The organism is Flavobacterium sp. CG_23.5 (genome assembly GCF_017875765.1).
Taxonomy (GTDB): domain Bacteria; phylum Bacteroidota; class Bacteroidia; order Flavobacteriales; family Flavobacteriaceae; genus Flavobacterium.
Genome location: NZ_JAGGNA010000001.1, coordinates 3,224,063 through 3,242,682, shown reverse-complemented (window position 1 = coordinate 3,242,682; position 18,620 = coordinate 3,224,063). Strand labels below are relative to the sequence as shown.

Annotated in this window: 7 protein-coding genes; 3 read left to right on the top strand and 4 right to left on the bottom strand. The window is 37.1% G+C overall.

From position 1 onward, the window contains the following. Positions 1-332: 332 nt before the first annotated feature. From H4V97_RS13965 to H4V97_RS13955, 3 genes are all read right to left on the bottom strand, one after another. The gene (locus tag H4V97_RS13965) at positions 333-7,817 is read right to left on the bottom strand and encodes a T9SS type A sorting domain-containing protein (protein WP_209550023.1); all 7,485 of its coding nucleotides are present in this window, start codon (positions 7,815-7,817) and stop codon (positions 333-335) included. 25 nt (positions 7,818-7,842) lie between these two features. After that, the gene (locus H4V97_RS13960; protein WP_196850706.1) at positions 7,843-8,370 is read right to left on the bottom strand and encodes a hypothetical protein; all 528 of its coding nucleotides are present in this window, start codon (positions 8,368-8,370) and stop codon (positions 7,843-7,845) included. A gap of 1,229 nt (positions 8,371-9,599) precedes the next feature. Continuing rightward, a complete protein-coding gene (locus H4V97_RS13955; RefSeq protein WP_209550022.1) occupies positions 9,600-13,052 on the bottom strand; it encodes a methylmalonyl-CoA mutase family protein in 3,453 nt (1,150 codons plus the stop codon). Between the two features lie 824 nt (positions 13,053-13,876). On the opposite strand from H4V97_RS13955, the gene H4V97_RS13950 reads away from it, so the two are divergent. After that, a complete protein-coding gene (locus H4V97_RS13950; protein WP_209550021.1) occupies positions 13,877-15,343 on the top strand; it encodes a glycoside hydrolase family 130 protein in 1,467 nt (488 codons plus the stop codon). 196 nt (positions 15,344-15,539) lie between these two features. Here H4V97_RS13950 and H4V97_RS13945 read toward each other — a convergent pair whose 3' ends face one another. Continuing rightward, positions 15,540-16,196: a VOC family protein gene (locus H4V97_RS13945; protein ID WP_209550020.1), complete on the bottom strand. Its 657-nt coding sequence runs from the start codon at positions 16,194-16,196 to the stop codon at positions 15,540-15,542. 154 nt (positions 16,197-16,350) lie between these two features. Between H4V97_RS13945 and H4V97_RS13940 the strand changes: the two genes are divergently transcribed. Together H4V97_RS13940 and purU are read left to right on the top strand one after the other, a co-directional pair. Beyond that, complete coding sequence (locus tag H4V97_RS13940; protein WP_196850702.1) at positions 16,351-17,058, top strand: DUF4197 domain-containing protein; 708 nt, start codon at positions 16,351-16,353, stop codon at positions 17,056-17,058. Positions 17,059-17,295: 237 nt separating this feature from the next. After that, on the top strand, positions 17,296-18,150 hold the full coding sequence (purU, locus tag H4V97_RS13935; RefSeq protein WP_209550019.1) for a formyltetrahydrofolate deformylase: 855 nt from the start codon (positions 17,296-17,298) through the stop codon (positions 18,148-18,150). Positions 18,151-18,620 lie beyond the last annotated feature (470 nt).

Here is an 18,620-nt window from a genome sequence, read left to right as displayed (position 1 = left end):
TATATAAAAAAAAATGGGTCCATTATTCGTAGCATTATTGCACAATATTCCAAAAATAAAATAGCCTTCGCATCTTCTTCCTCTGAATCCTTTTTATGCCGCTTAATAGTTTATTACTGATTAATTCGAAAACTATGTAGTTTCTAAAAAACGAAGCTAGACAGGGCATTATTAATTAAAAACAAAAAATAGATTGTACCAATATGTTGATGCTTCGTCAACTTAACATACAATGGTTCGAACACCCTATTTTTGACCGACGATCTTAAAAATATTCAAAAAAAAAGCATCCGCGAAAACGGATGCTTTTACATTAAGGTTATTAATTTTTTCTATTTTCCAGACATCACTTTTTTAGTGGCGTATCCTTTGTCAGTAGTCACTTTCACAATATAAACCTGTTCCTGCTCAATGGTAGAGCTAGGTATTAACATGATTTCTTTATTATAGTAACTATTTGTGTCCAATTTAGTAAGTATCACTCTTCCTAGTGCGTCAAACATTTCTATTTTCACATCAGAGATGTAATCAAAATCGTATCTGATTGTAAGAACATCTTTAAAAGGAACTGGATATGCTGTAAAGTCTGCTGTAGTTTTAGCAGCTGGTCGCGCTAGTGGATCACTTGGGATACGTAAAGTAACGATTCCAGTGATTTGACAATTATTAGCATCTTTCACTATCCAATTGTAGACTCCTGCAGTTAAGGTAGCAAAGAAGTTTGATGTTTGGAATGTACTTCCATTATCAATTGAATACATCAATAAACCTGTTCCGCCCGTTGCGTTTAATGTAATTGAACCATCTTTCAATGCTACACAGCAAGAAGGGTTTACAGCAGATACAGACACTGCAATTAATTGTGGATTAACTAAAGTAACTGATCCTTTCAAAATACATCCGTTAGCATCTTTCACCGCCCAATCATAAACTCCCGCAGCAAGTCCGCTAAATATGTTTGATGATTGGTAAGTTAATCCGTCATCTTTAGAGTACGTTAGTATACCTGTACCTCCTGAAGCTGTAATTGTGAATGAACCATCGGCTCCTCCAGTACATTTAGGATTTGTAGGTGTTGCTGACGCAACTATTAATGCAGGATTGCTAAGATTAACAGTTCCTTTTGTAACACATCCATTTGATTCTTTTACCGCCCATTGATATTGTCCAGCTGCTAAAGCAGTAAACACATTAGACGATTGGAAAGTAGCACCATCATTTAGAGAGTACATCAAAGGAGCATTTCCTCCCGTAGCATTAACAGTAATCGAACCGTCAGTTCCTCCATTACATTTAGGATTCACAAGAGTTGCTGTTACTGTCACCGCTGGTGGAGTGGTCAAGATAAACGTACCTTTCAATAAGCAGCCATTGGCATCTTTCACTCTCCATTTGTATTCTCCTGCCGCAAGGCCTGTAAACACATTGGATGATTGATAAGTAAGACCTTGATCAATGGAGTACGTTAATGTACCAGTACCGCCTGAAGCGATAATCGTAATCGAACCGTCTGTTCCTCCATTGCATTTAGGATTCACAAGAATTGATGATGCGACAATCAATGGAGGATTGGTTAAAGTAACCGTACCTCTCAAGATGCAATTATTAGCATCTTTCACCACCCAGTTATATGTTCCAGCAAGTAATCCGCTAAATACATTAGAGGCTTGGTAAGTTGTTCCATTATTGATGGAATACATCAGTGTTCCTGTACCTCCAGTAGCAGAAATGGTTATTGAACCGTCAGGATCATAACAACATTTAGGATTTATTGGAGTAACATTAGCCACAAGCAATGCTGGTTGTGCAATAGTTTCTGAACCTTGCATTATACATCCGTTAGCATCTTTAACAATCCAAGTATACGTACCGGCGGTAAGACCTGTATACGATTTTGGAGAGGTTTGAGCCAAGTAGCCGCCGCCGTTGAAGTTCACCATATAAGGACTTGTTCCTCCGCTGAATGTTACGGTTACGGAACCATCAGTTCCTCCGTTACATTTCACATCAGAATGTGCGTCTGTTGCTACCAAAATAGTTGGTTGTGCAATAGTTTCTGAACCTTCCATTATACATCCGTTGGCATCTTTAACAATCCAAGTGTACGTACCGGCGGTAAGACCTGTGTACGATTTTGGAGAAGTTTGAGCCAAGTAGCCTGCACCATTAAAGTTCACCATATAAGGACTTGTTCCTCCGCTGAATGTTACGGTTACTGAACCATCAGTTCCTCCGTTACATTTCACATCAGAATGTCCATCTGTTGCTACCAAAATAGTTGGTTGTGCAATAGTTTCGGAACCTTGCATAATACATCCGTTGGCATCTTTTACAATCCAAGTGTAGGTACCGGCGGTAAGACCTGTGTACGATTTTGGAGAGGTTTGAGCCAAGTAGCCTGCACCGTTGAAGTTCACCATATAAGGACTTGTTCCTCCGCTGAATGTTACGGTTACTGAACCATCAGTTCCTCCGTTACATTTCACATCAGAATGTCCATCTGTCGCTACCAAAATAGTTGGTTGTGCAATAGTTTCGGAACCTTGCATAATACATCCGTTGGCATCTTTAACAATCCAAGTATATGTACCGGCTGTAAGACCTGTGTACGATTTTGGAGAGGTTTGAGCCAAGTAGCCTGCACCATTAAAGTTCACCATATAAGGACTTGTTCCTCCGCTGAATGTTACGGTTACTGAACCATCAGTTCCTCCGTTACATTTCACATCAGAATGTCCATCTGTTGCTACCAAAATAGTCGGTTGTGCAATAGTTTCGGAACCTTCCATTATACATCCGTTGGCATCTTTAACAATCCAAGTGTACGTACCGGCTGTAAGACCTGTGTACGATTTTGGAGAAGTTTGAGCCAAGTAGCCTGCACCGTTGAAGTTCACCATATAAGGACTTGTTCCTCCGCTGAATGTTACGGTAACTGAACCATCAGTTCCACCGTTACATTTCACATCAGAATGTCCATCTGTTGCTACCAAAATAGTTGGTTGTGCAATAGTTTCTGAACCTTGCATGATACATCCGTTGGCATCTTTAACAATCCAAGTGTACGTACCGGCGGTAAGACCTGTATACGATTTTGGAGAGGTTTGAGCCAAGTAGCCTGCACCGTTGAAGTTCACCATATAAGGACTTGTTCCTCCGCTGAATGTTACGGTTACGGAACCATCAGTTCCTCCGTTACATTTAACATCAGAATGTCCATCTGTTGCTACCAAAATAGTCGGTTGTGCAATAGTTTCGGAACCTTGCATAATACATCCGTTGGCATCTTTAACAATCCAAGTGTACGTACCGGCGGTAAGACCTGTGTACGATTTTGGAGAGGTTTGAGCCAAGTAGCCTGCACCGTTGAAGTTCACCATATAAGGACTTGTTCCTCCGCTGAATGTTACGGTAACTGAACCATCAGTTCCACCGTTACATTTCACATCAGAATGTCCATCTGTTGCTACCAAAATAGTTGGTTGTGCAATAGTTTCTGAACCTTCCATAATACATCCGTTGGCATCTTTAACAATCCAAGTGTACGTACCGGCGGTAAGACCTGTGTACGATTTTGGAGAGGTTTGAGCCAAGTAGCCTGCACCGTTGAAGTTCACCATATAAGGACTTGTTCCTCCGCTGAATGTCACGGTTACGGAACCATCAGTTCCTCCGTTACATTTCACATCAGAATGGGCATCTGTTGCTACCAAAATAGTTGGTTGTGCAATAGTTTCTGAACCTTGCATAGTACATCCGTTGGCATCTTTTACAATCCAAGTATACGTACCGGCGGTAAGACCTGTGTACGCTTTTGGAGAAGTTTGAGCCAAGTAGCCTGCGCCATTGAAGTTCACCATATAAGGAGCTGTTCCACCTGAGAATGTTACGGTTACGGAACCATCAGTTCCTCCGTTACATTTCACATCAGTATGAGCATCTGTTGCTACCAAGATACTTGGTTGTGCAATAGTTTCAGAACCAGATTGTTCACATCCATACGCATCTTGAACTATCCAAGTATATGTACCGGCTGCAAGACCTGTATACACTTTTGGAGAGGTTTGAGCTACGAATCCTGCGCCATTGAAGTTCACCATATAACCGCTTACTCCACCGCTGAATGTTACGGTTACGGAACCATCAGTTCCTCCGTTACATTTCACATCAGTATGGGCATCTGTCACAACAACTGCACTAGGTTGTCGAATCACTTTTGAACCTGATTGTATACATCCGTTGGCATCTTTAACTACCCAAGAGTACGTACCGGCGGTAAGATCTGTATAAGCGATTGGAGAAGTTTGTGCCAAGAAACCAGCGCCATTGAAGTTCACCATATAAGGACCGGTTCCACCGCTGAATGCTAGCGTTACATGACCATCGTTTCCTCCATTACATTTCACATCGCACTGAGTATCTACTACTACCAAAATAGTTGGTTGTGCAATAGTTTCGGAACCTTCTATTATACATCCGTTGGCATCTTTAACAATCCAAGTGTACGTACCGGCGGTAAGACCTGTGTACGATTTTGGAGAGGCTTGAGCCAAGTAGCCTGCACCGTTGAAGTTCACCATATAAGGACTTGTTCCTCCGCTGAATGTTACGGTTACTGAACCATCAGTTCCTCCGTTACATTTTACATCAGCATGTGCATCTGTTGCTACCAAAATAGTTGGCTGTGCAATAGTTTCGGAACCTTGCATAATACATCCATTCGCATCTTTAACAATCCAAGTGTATGTACCGGCGGTAAGACCTGTGTACGATTTTGGAGAGGTTTGAGCCAAGTAGCCTGCACCGTTGAAGTTCACCATATAAGGACTTGTTCCTCCGCTGAATGTTACGGTTACTGAACCATCAGTTCCTCCGTTACATTTCACATCAGAATGTCCATCTGTCGCTACCAAAATAGTTGGTTGTGCAATAGTTTCTGAACCTTCCATAATACATCCGTTGGCATCTTTAACAATCCAAGTATATGTACCGGCTGTAAGACCTGTGTACGATTTTGGAGAGGTTTGAGCCAAGTAGCCTGCACCATTAAAGTTCACCATATAAGGACTTCTTCCTCCGCTGAATGTTACGGTTACTGAACCATCAGTTCCTCCGTTACATTTCACATCAGAATGTCCATCTGTTGCTACCAAAATAGTCGGTTGTGCAATAGTTTCGGAACCTTGCATAATACATCCGTTGGCATCTTTTACAATCCAAGTGTACGTACCGGCTGTAAGACCTGTGTACGATTTTGGAGAAGTTTGAGCCAAGTAGCCTGCACCGTTGAAGTTCACCATATAAGGACTTGTTCCTCCGCTGAATGTTACGGTTACTGAACCATCAGTTCCACCGTTACATTTCACATCAGAATGTCCATCTGTTGCTACCAAAATAGTTGGTTGTGCAATAGTTTCGGAACCTTCCATAATACATCCGTTGGCATCTTTAACAATCCAAGTGTAGGTACCGGCGGTAAGACCTGTATACGATTTTGGAGAAGTTTGAGCCAAGTAGCCTGCACCGTTGAAGTTCACCATATAAGGACTTGTTCCTCCGCTGAATGTTACGGTTACTGAACCATCAGTTCCTCCGTTACATTTCACATCAGAATGTCCATCTGTCGCTACCAAAATAGTTGGTTGTGCAATAGTTTCGGAGCCTTGCATAATACATCCGTTGGCATCTTTTACAATCCAAGTGTACGTACCGGCTGCAAGACCTGTATATGCATTTGGAGAAGTTTGAGTCACGAAGCCTGCGCCATTGAAGTTCACCATATAAGGACTTGTTCCTCCACTGAATGTTACGTTTATTGATCCATCTCTTCCACCGTTACATTTTACATCAGCATGTGCGTCTGTTGCTACCAAAATAGTTGGTTGCGCAATAGTTTCTGAACCTTGAACAATACATCCGTTCGCATCTTTAACGATCCAAGTGTACGTACCGGCTGTAAGACCTGTATACGCATTTGGAGAAGTTTGAGCCACGAAGCCTGCACCATTAAAGTTCACCATATAAGGACTAGTTCCGCCACTGAATGTTACGGTTACAGAGCCATCTCTTCCACCGTTACATTTTACATCAGCATGTGCATCTGTTGCTACCAAAATACTTGGTTGTGCAATAGTTTCTGAACCTTCTACAATACATCCGTTCGCATCTTTTACTATCCAAGTGTAAGTACCGGCTGTAAGACCTGTATACGCATTTGGAGAAGTTTGAGCCACGAAGCCTGCACCATTAAAGTTCACCATATAAGGACTAGTTCCGCCACTGAATGTTACGGTTACAGAGCCATCTCTTCCACCGTTACATTTTACATCAGCATGTGCATCTGTTGCTACCAAAATACTTGGTTGTGCAATAGTTTCTGAACCTTCTACAATACATCCGTTCGCATCTTTTACTATCCAAGTGTAGGTACCGGCTGTAAGACCTGTATACGCACTTGGAGAAGTTTGAGTCACGAAGCCTGCACCATTGAAGTTCACCATATAAGGGCTTGTTCCGCCAATGTACGTAAGTGTTACAGAGCCATCTTTGCCTCCGTTACATTTCACATCAACATGAGCATCACTAGAAGCCAAAATAGTTGGTTGGGTGAGCGTCACCGTACCTTTCAAGATACAATCATTGGCATCTTTTACCGCCCATAAATAGGTTCCAGCAGCTAATCCGCTGAAGACATTAGAGGCTTGGTAAGTTGCACCATTATCTTTGGAATACATCAATGTGCCTGTTCCTCCTGAAGCGGTAATCGTAAGCGAACCATCGGTTCCACCATTACATTTAGGATTCGCCCCAGTTGCTGATGATACTACTATTGCCGGTGGATCGGAAATAACTACTGGTACTGTTGATGTACATCCTAAGCCGTTACTCTGGCTATCACCCATGACGGTAACTGTATAATTACCAGCTACAAGATTATCAAAGAAAACCGTTGTGAACGGCGTGAAGTCTTTGACTATATCAGGAAATCCAGCACGACTCAGCGTATATTTATAAGCCCGAATACCACTTGAAGTTGCATTAACTTGAAGAGTAGTAGTCCCTCCAATACATTTAATAGGAGGCGATGTTGTTGTAATATTTACATCTGTTATTACGATAGAGGCACTACATTCACAACTACCTCCAGGAGCATTAACGGTTAAAACACCCAGAATTTTTCCTGTCGTTGTTCCCGGAAATAACTCTGCTGTTAAAGTTCCTGAATTTGTAACAGGATCATAAGCAAATGGAGTATTCGATACAATCATTGGTCCATTTGTAGTGTTATCTGGCCCCGGGGGGAATGATATGAGAAGCTCCGGAACTAGCGGTGTTGAACTCGGATTATAACCACTATTTGCAATTTCTACTTGATACGTGAGATTATTACCAAAACACGCTTTCAACGGACCCACTATGTTACATGATGGGGGTGGTAAAAATATAAAGTTAATGATTTCAGCAGTTCCTGCAGCAGTAGTTACAAAAATCCTACCGCTCTCACCTGATGAAGACACTACAGCTGTTATAGTAGTGGAATTGACAACGGTAAATGAAGCGGCCGCTTCTGTCCCAAATTTAACTGAAGTAGCACCAGTAAAATTGGTTCCTATAATGGTAACCGTTGCTCCCCCTTTGGCAGAAGTCGGTGAAAAACTTGTAATAGTAGGAACTTGCGCATAAACCATCTGAACTGATGTCATCAGTAAAAACAGCACTATCGAAAAGTATCCTAATTTCTTATTCTTTTTTTTATTTGAATGACCGGAACTATGGCAACAGTCACCCAATTCTTCAATAGTATTTGAAATTTTCATAATGTAAATTTTTATCATTTATAATTTAAATACGACCTACGGTGACCGATTTAGTGCAGGTGCTAGATTCACTTGGACCTCCATTTAAACCTGGATTTGTGACGGTAAGCTTTATCTTAAAGCTTCCTCCTTTAGTACCTGCTTTTACCTGAATACTCGACGTACCCTTACCTGAAACTATAGTAGCCCCCGGTATGTTTTTATCGATTATCCAAGAATAAGTAGTGTTGGGGCCTGTGTTATAAACATCTGAAATGATGGTTATTGTGCTGCCTCCTCCAGAATCAAAATACCCTTTCAACGGACCTGAAAGATTACAGGAAGGTTGTTGAGCATACAGAACCCCTGTAAAAAGAAAAAATACAACAAGTAAAAACGTACTTGAAATAAAATTTTTATTCTTAGAAGTTTCCTTGACTAAATATTTACTCGTTTTAGTCCGTGAATAATTCACTCGACTTAAACCCATTTTAAATTCGTTTTCATCCCCAACCAAGACTTTATCCCGGTTACTGAAAAACGTTAAAAAATTTAATAAAACATGTTTTTTCATAATAATAGTATTTTAAAACCATATGTTTTTTTTTAATTGCAGGTTTAAAGACTCAGGGCGAATTTTTAATCTTCAAATAAAATAATGAAGCTAACCGTCTCAAAAGGATATTTTTATCAGGAGAATAAAAACACCTTTATCATACCAGAAATCGATTTGTAAAAATTTATTATATTAATTTCAAACCGACTAAATTAAAACAGGGAAATAGGTTATTACGGGAAATTGACACATTGGGGAAATGCAACTAACCTCTACTAACTAATCTTCAATTACATATAATTGAAGTGAATTCTCAAACATAGGAATATAATATGCGGGGAACAATATATGACTCCTAATACTAACCTAAAGTCGTATAAATACAACTTAATTCTTTTCTTACATAAAATTAAGGATTTTAAAGAATGCATCTAAAAAAAGTAGGAATAAACTCGACAAGATGCCCGTTAAATCGGCAATCAACATTGGTATGTAAGAAAATAATTATGTAATCTAAAAAAACTAAAGTTTAGTTAATTGATTAACAGTTAGTTACGTGTTAAAATAATTTTAAAAAATTACAAATGATTTTCCTACGTAATGCAATTCATTTAATAGAAGATGCTTTAGTAAAAACCCAAAAATTTCAGAAAAAAGAACATTACAACATGATGAACAACCAATTTAAAAGATAAAGTACATACTTTATTAAAAAAAAGGCATCAACATGTAAAAAAAATATCCTACTAATTAATTGATTAACAGACATTTTCATGTTAAATTAATTGATTTTAATTATGAATAAATTTCCTACTTTTAATATTATGTTTTGTTTTACGGAAGACATTTACTAAAACAATCGCTTATCTAAATAAATTAAATTCATTTTCAAGCACATTATTTAAGTTTCACCTTCACTGAAAAATAGTGTAAAATGGAATTCTTCTACTCCTATTCGTAAACCTGTATTTTATTAATAATTGAACAAAATAATTGTTTCCGATTAGCTTATAAGTGTTAAGCTCAAACTTCAATAAAATATAAAAGACATAAAAAAAGACCTTTCATCACTGAAAGATCTTTTTTAAATACCTGGAAATAAGTCCCGCTAAAAAGCGGGATAAACTATTCACACACTTTTTTTGCTACGAAAAAATGGTGAATGAGATTTCGTAAATGAGATCCCGCTAAAAAGCGGGATAAGCGATTCACACACTTTTTTGCAAAGCAAAAAAGTGGTTCTCTGCTTACATATTTCTTCTATATTGTCCGCCTACTTCAAACAAAGCCGAAGTTATTTGTCCCAAAGAACAAACCTTCGTCGCTTCCATCAAATGTTCGAATAAGTTTTCGTTTTTAATCGCTGCTTCTTGAATGTCGTTCAATTGTTCCTTTACTTTATCCTGATTTGATTGATGCAAATGGTGCAACATAGTGATTTGATATTGTTTTTCGTCTTCGGTAGCACGAATAACCTCAGCTGGAATAACCGTTGGAGAACCTTTAGAACTCAAGAATGTATTAACCCCAATAATAGGAAAATCACCGTTATGTTTCAAGGTTTCGTAATACAAACTTTCTTCTTGAATTTTTGAACGTTGGTACATCGTTTCCATAGCACCAAGAACACCTCCACGTTCTGTAATTCGATCAAATTCGGCTAAAACCGCAGCTTCTACCAAGTCTGTTAATTCTTCGATGATAAAAGCACCTTGAATTGGATTTTCGTTTTTGGCTAGACCTAATTCTTTATTGATAATCAGCTGAATCGCCATGGCACGACGAACAGATTCTTCGGTTGGCGTTGTGATAGCTTCATCATACGCATTGGTATGCAACGAATTACAGTTGTCATAAATCGCATACAAAGCTTGTAAAGTCGTACGAATATCATTGAAATCAATTTCCTGTGCGTGCAAAGAACGACCTGATGTTTGAATATGATATTTCAACATTTGAGCACGTTCATTGGCGCCGTATTTAATTTTCATAGCTTTCGCCCAAATTTTACGCGCTACACGACCAATTACTGCATATTCAGGATCAACTCCATTCGAGAAAAAGAATGATAAGTTAGGTCCAAAATCATTGATGTCCATCCCACGGCTCAAATAATATTCCACGTAAGTGAAACCATTAGAAAGTGTGAAAGCCAATTGTGTAATTGGATTAGCACCCGCTTCGGCAATGTGGTAACCAGAAATAGAAACCGAATAAAAATTTCTTACATTCTTAGTAATAAAATATTCCTGTACGTCACCCATCAATCGCAACGCAAATTCAGTAGAGAAAATGCAGGTATTTTGCGCTTGATCTTCTTTTAAAATATCAGCTTGAACGGTTCCACGAACTTGTGATAAGGTTCTTGCTTTGATTTCATTATAAATTTCAAAAGGTAAAACCTGATCTCCGGTAACCCCCAAAAGCATCAATCCCAAACCATTATTTCCCTCCGGTAAATCGCCTTGGTAATGTGGTCTTTCGACACCTTTTTCTTTATATATTTTGTTGATTTTTGCTTCAACTTCTTTTTCGAGATTGTTCTCTTTAATGTAAAACTCACATTGTTGGTCAATCGCTGCATTCATGAAAAAGCCTAATAACATCGGTGCCGGACCATTAATAGTCATACTTACCGAAGTCATAGCATGCACCAAATCAAAACCAGAATACAATTTTTTAGCGTCATCTAAACAGCAAATAGAAACTCCGGCATTCCCGATTTTTCCGTAAATATCAGGACGAACATGTGGATCATTTCCGTATAAAGTTACACTGTCAAAAGCTGTTGACAAACGTTTTGCAGGCAATCCTGCGCTCACATAATGAAAACGTTTGTTGGTTCTTTCTGGTCCACCTTCACCTGCAAACATACGGGAAGGATCTTCCCCTTCGCGCTTGAATGGATATAAACCAGCGGTAAAAGGAAATTCTCCAGGAACATTTTCCTGCAAACACCAACGTAAAATATCGCCCCAAGCTTGATACTTTGGCAAAGCTATTTTTGGAATTTGCGAATGGGAAAGCGATTCGGTATGCGTCGCCATCTTGATTTCTCTATCACGAACTTTGAACGTATAAACCGGATTTTTATATTTGTTTACTTTTTCATCCCAATTCAATATAATTTCCCAATTGTAGGCATCCAAATCCATTTTTACTTTGTCAAATTGATTGAGTAAAAGATTTAGGAAAATTTTATTTTCAGCAACTCCTTGTTTTTCATTTTCTAAAGCTGTTGGTAAAACCGAATCGTCATCAATTCCAGCTTTATTAATTACTGGTAATTTTCCTGAAACACTTTCCAGCGTTTTGAAAATCCCGTATAATTTCTGAGCAACTTGTTCTTGACTTACCGCCGTAACATCATATTTTCTGTTGCTTTCGGCTATTTCAGATAAATAACGCGTTCTGTGTGGCGGAATGACAAAAATCTTCTCGCTCATTTCGCGAGTGATTTTAAATGTAGATTTTAGATCAGAATTTGTTTTCTCATGGACTTTGTCCATAATCGCTTTGTAAAGCGTATTCATTCCCGGGTCGTTGAACTGCGAAGCAATTGTCCCGAAAACAGGAAGTGTATCTAAATCCGCATCCCAAAGATTGTGGTTGCGTTGGTATTGTTTTTTTACGTCTCTCAAAGCATCAAGAGAACCGCGTTTGTCAAATTTATTGATGGCCACCAAATCAGCAAAATCAAGCATGTCGATTTTTTCCAATTGAGTCGCAGCTCCAAATTCTGGTGTCATTACATATAAGGAAACATCAGAATGGTCCATAATCTCCGTATCCGATTGCCCTATTCCGGAAGTCTCCAGGATAATAATGTCATAATCGGCAGCTTTGATTACTTGAATCGCTTCGGCTACATATTTTGACAAAGCTAAATTTGATTGACGAGTGGCTAGTGAACGCATGTAAACGCGAGGATTATTGATAGCGTTCATTCGGATTCTATCACCAAGAAGTGCTCCTCCCGTTTTTCTTTTTGATGGATCTACAGAGATTAATCCAATGGTTTTTTCTGGGAAGTCTATTAAAAAACGACGCACTAATTCATCAACCAAAGATGATTTTCCTGCCCCACCCGTTCCTGTGATTCCAAGAACTGGAGTTTTACATTCAGCATTTTTTTTATGAATCGCGTCTAAAGTCTGTTTTGCAACTTCAGGATGATTCTCTGCAGATGAAATGATTCGGGCAATAGCTTTTGGATTTTTCTCTGCCAAATGATCCATTTCATCCGTCAATTTATCTCCAATAGGATAATCAGATTGTTGGACTAAATCATTTATCATCCCTTGTAATCCCATGGCACGACCATCATCCGGCGCATAAATTCTGGTGATTCCGTAGGCTTGCAATTCGGCTATTTCGGTAGGCAAAATTACACCACCGCCGCCGCCAAATATTTTAATTTGCCCTGCTCCTTTTTCCTGAAGCAAGTCATACATATATTTGAAATATTCGTTATGTCCACCTTGGTAAGAAGTAATTGCAATGGCATTAGCATCTTCTTGAATAGCGGTATTCACTACTTCTTCCACGCTTCTGTCATGGCCCAAATGAATGACCTCAACGCCTGTAGACTGAATAATTCTACGCATGATATTAATTGCTGCATCATGACCATCAAAAAGGGCTGCTGCGGTTACAATTCTTACTTTATTCTTAGGAATATATGGTTTTGCTTGTTCCATTTTTATTTAAATGTTCATTTTAGGTCTGCAATTTACGAAAATAATAAAAATCTTTGGTTTAAAAACTGAAAATTTAAGACTGTTATTTTGATTTTTCAAACGCTCATGTATAATTATAACCGTGCTTGTTTTTGGACAAACCTATTTTTTAGAGTACAAGTCGCATAAATAAAATCATGTGCGTTTGTTTGCTTTATCTACATTACAAAGCACAGCTTAAATTTATCATTAAATTTCACTCTATTATTTCTGAAAAAATACGCTTAAATAGAATCTAACTTTTTACGAGCAATCTATTCCCATCGTTTTTTCACTTTTGAACAAAGTCATCTATTATATTTTTTATAAAAAATTCATAGATTAATTTTCGATTGATTTATTTATTGTTAACTGCAATTTCATAGTCTAAAAAAACACTTTTTATACTGTAAACCACATATTTACACTTATTTAAAATATTTTTTTTGTAATTTTGATAGCGGGTAGCAAATCGAATTTAGGGTATCCAAAATTTCTAAATTATAAAATTAAGTCATCTATAAATAAGCCAACATTCGATGCATTAATGAAAAATTTTGGCAAAACATTTTTTTACAAATTTAAATCACATGGTCTTTTTTAGTACCTACTTCGCGAATGCGTCGACATCATTTTAGCTGGTTTAAAAACAGAATCAATTTAAGAAATAAAATTATTGAGAATATGTTCCAAACAAATAGCTCACTTTTGGAATAATCCAACAGTAGAACTACCGATGAGCTAATAATAAAACGACTTTTCATTACAAAAACGCAAATGTATTATTCCATTTTAAAAATTAATCTATGCGAGTTCCTGTTATTCGAAAAAACATAAAATTCATGCCTGATTGCAGTAGAGTTGTTGCCCGGTATTTTATGAATGGTGATCTACGAACCCAAAAAATGGTAAGCAATATTATGGTTTTGACTGAAAAACAAGTCCAAGAAACCTTAGAGCATACACTTCGTGAATTTGCTAGAAGACATCGTAATATTTCACAAACATTTTTTAGGCATTGTGAAAAGATAAGAGGTTTGATAGAAGCAATGCAGATCAATTATGACCAGTTGTCTGATGAGAGAAAAATGCTCATCGGTTCCTATTGTACAATGGAATATGCGATAGAATCTGCCGCCTTTTTTAATCCTTCTATTGTCGAAGATTTTGACCAATCAGATCTTCACAATGGAGAAAAGCGAATCATCATATCCTTTCGTGCAACAGGTGAAGGTCATATTTCTTCGATCGTTTTTAGAAGAGGAATTTTAGACAAAAATAATGATCTCCAAGTGATGAAAATTGGGAGAAATATTGACAAAGCAGAAATTGGATATAAAACCTTATACAACAAGGAACGATTTCTCATTAAATTAGCAGAAATGCATACTTCAGACAAATGCTCTGCCCACATTATGCGAGAACTGCCTGATCAATTCGAGTATGCAGCTTTAAAAAATTTGATAAATAAAGCGCTAAACAACCCGATACTTAGCCACGAAAATAGAACGGCAATGGAGGAAATGCTTTGGTTAGCGGATTCCTTTTATGATTTACAATTCAAACACGATTCGGATATCACCGAACGTGTTATATTTCCGATATCAGAATCTGAAAGTCGCGGTATTGAAGATGCACGTTTTGTGCGCTTTCTGGATGATGATGGAGCAGACAGAATAATTGCCACTTATACTGCTTATAATGGTCATGCCATACTACCAAAACTTATTTCTACTACAGACTTTTATAACTTCCGCGTAGTACCCTTGTATGGAGCCGGTGCTCAAAATAAAAATTTGGCATTGTTTCCCAGAAAAATAAAAGGCAAGTACGCTATGCTTTCCAGAATTGATGGCGTTAACAATTATCTTATGTATTCTGATAGACGCACACAATGGGATAATCCCGTTATTCTTCAAGAGCCTCGTTTTTCATGGGAATTTACACAAATTGGAAATTGCGGATCTCCTCTTTGGACCGAAGAAGGCTGGTTGGTAATTACTCACGGAGTAGGCGCCATGAGACGTTATTGCTTAGGTGCTTCGCTGTTTGATCTTGATGACCCTTCTAAGGAAATAGGAAGATTAAAAGAGCCCTTACTTTCACCATTAGAAGTTGAACGAGAAGGATATGTACCTAATGTAGTGTATTCTTGCGGTTCGATTATTCATAACAACAGCCTTATATTGCCCTATGCTGTATCGGATTATTCTTCTACCTATGGTGTGGTAAATATGGAGGAATTGATCGATGCTTTGAAGAAAAGCAAATAATGAATATCTCCCTTAAATGCAAATTACAAAACAGAAATACAAAGTTTAATAAAACCATGTAGCAATATTAGCCAACAAATAAAAACACTGCAATTCAATCGTTTAATAATCAAATTGAGATTGAAGCATAACATTACTAACTAACATCATATACGCCGTAAAAAACATTTCCAAACAAGGTCGTTCTTTTCGCTTGTTAATCTGAAATCTCCATTTCTCTTTTTATCCCATTATTATAAAATACAACTTTGGTCCAGAATGATTTTGATTTTATAGAAGTTGGATACCAATCCCGATTTTCATCCACAAGAATAAAAAGTCCTGTATCGGTGCCTAAAACAATAAATTTATCTCTTTTTGGTTGTTTCGAAAACACGGAGAGATTATACTTCGCACACATCTCATCGCTTAATTTTTCAATATTTTTTGACACAAAACCAATTTCACTAACTGAGAGAATTGAATCTCCATCAAACGGTTTCTCTGATGTATTATCTAAACTATAACGGGCTATGAATTCCACAATATTTCCATTGTTGTCATAAAAATAAAAAGACTTTGCATTCCAATTATAAAAATCTGCAATCTTATCCGGAGGAATCACCACTAAGATTTCTACATTTTTTTCCATCCAGGCAAAAGCTTCCTGCAGTTTGTTATTTGGTATATCAAAAGCAAAATGATAAACAGGTTTCACATTTTCAGAAGGCCTGAACGTTAATTTTGTTGAACCTGCAGCGAATGAAATCCCATATTTATCTCTCGAAATAATTTTCAATCCCATTATTTCATTATAAAAAATCGCCGTATTATTGACGTCATCTGTTAATAAATCAAGTTCTATTATTTTCATCTTGTTTTATAGGAATGATTTTAACACTCTAATATATTGATTTTAAACCATTTATTTCATTAAAAACAATGGTTATTATCCTCTTTTTAATATTTATACTACTAAAAGGCATAGTGTTTGCTTATCTTTGAAAAAATCAATTAAATATAAAGTTATGAAAAAAATTGTATTGTTTTTAATTGCCTTCTCCTTATTTGGATGTAGCGAAATGCAACAAGTTCTTAATCAATTGCCGCAAACCCAAGGAATGGGAGGTATTGATATTGCAGGCGGATTGAGGGAAGCCTTGAACAATGGGATCTCGAAACAAGTGACGAAATTGACCGCGGTAGATGGCTTTTACAGAAATGAAGCGGTGAAAATTTTATTGCCGGAAGAATTGAGAAAAGTGGATGCCGGCTTGAGAAAAATTGGTTTGAACTCATTAGCTGATGAAGGTTTGAGAGTTTTGAATCGTGCTGCCGAAGATGCGGTAAAAGAAGCTACGCCAATATTTGTTGATGCGGTTAGAAACATGACTTTTTACGATGCTAAAACAATCTTGCTGGGAAATGAAAGTTCTGCAACTAATTATTTACAAAATAGCACTTCAACGGCTTTGTACGGAAAATTCAACCCCGTTATTAAAAATTCGTTTGCCAAAGTAGGTGCTGACAAAGTATGGGCAAACATTATCACTAAATACAATAGCATTCCGTTGATCAACAAAGTAAATCCTGATTTGACTGATTATGTGACTAATCAAGCCATGAATGGCGTTTTTAAAATGGTTGCAGTGGAAGAAAAAAATATCAGAACAAATTTGGCTTCCAGAACTTCTCTTTTATTGCAAAAAGTTTTTGCTTTACAGGACAAAAACTAGTGTAAAAACATTTCTATTTTTAGAACATTAAACCGCTAAATTCAATTTTTTTTATAAAAGATATACCGTTATTTTTGAAAAAAATTATTGATAAACGCAATGCCCTATCCCTGATAGAAGCGGTATCCTTTCCTTGTCTCGTCTGGTCCCAAAAGACGAGACGAGACAAGGAAAGATTTAGCGGATAGCAGGAAACAGCTCCTGAAATACATCACGATAAACACTAAAAATACTAAAATGCAAAAAATTACCATACTCATACATTGTGAAGATCAGAAGGCGATTATTGCCTCTGTGACTCATTATATTGCTTCGATTGACGGGAATATTATTTATTTAGACCAACATGTTGACGCGGACGAGAATGTTTTTTTTATGCGTTTGGAATGCGAATTCAGTGCTAAAAACTGGGATATTGAAACTATAAAAAAGGATTTCCAGACCAATTTAGCGACTCCGTTTAATATGTTTTGGGAAATTTACACTCAGGAACACAAACCCAAAATGGCCTTGTTTGTATCTAAATATGATCATTGTTTATATGACATTTTAGGACGATATAGCGCGGGAGAATTACCGCTTGAAATTCCTTTAATCATTAGTAATCACGAAGATTTAAGACCAGTTGCAGAACGTTTTGATATTCCGTTTCGTTATGTTCCTTTTACCAAAGAAATTAAGGCTCAAGGAGAACAACAGCAAATGGATTTATTGAAAGAATATAATATTGATTTTATAGTTTTGGCGCGTTATATGCAAATTGTAACTCCAGAATTAATTGCACTTTATAAAAATCAAATTATCAATATTCACCATTCGTTTTTACCTGCATTTCCTGGGGCTAAGCCCTATCATTCGGCTTTTAAAAGAGGGGTTAAAATTATTGGGGCAACCAGTCATTATGTTACGGAGGGATTAGACGAAGGACCAATTATTGAGCAAGATATTGCGAGAGTTTCACACAGTCATTCCATAGATGATTTTATTATGAAAGGGCGTGATTTAGAACGCATGGTTCTGGCTAGAGCTATTAAGTTGCATGCGGAACGAAAAACGATGGTTTACAACAATAAAACGGTGGTATTTTCTTAAAAATTACAATTGGTCCCTAAACGTATAAATCTACCTAGATTATGTTGTTTTGAAAATGCGGAAGACTATGGTTTTCACTATTTCATTTCGTATAGAATACTTTTTCATGTGATTTCCGATTACTACAATTTACTAGTTTACAATAAAATCGGTCTGATTACTACCACATAAATAAAAAATTGATAGCTTTTATATTCCAATAGTAATGAACAATTATAACACTTTATATTTGCAACGAACAGAAAAAATTAAAGGCGCGAAATCAATTAGTTTAAAGTGGAGGACGTAGGTTAGATGCCTGAAATTAAAATATATAGCTACAGTTAAAAATCTTAACTTATATACAACAAAGTAATAACAAAATCTTAACAGCAAAACATATAGTAATATATGATCTTTGCAGAGTAATAAACTGGTTATTTATTATTTTGGTTTTGGTTAGTTAAAGAACTGCCTGTATCTCTGTGATA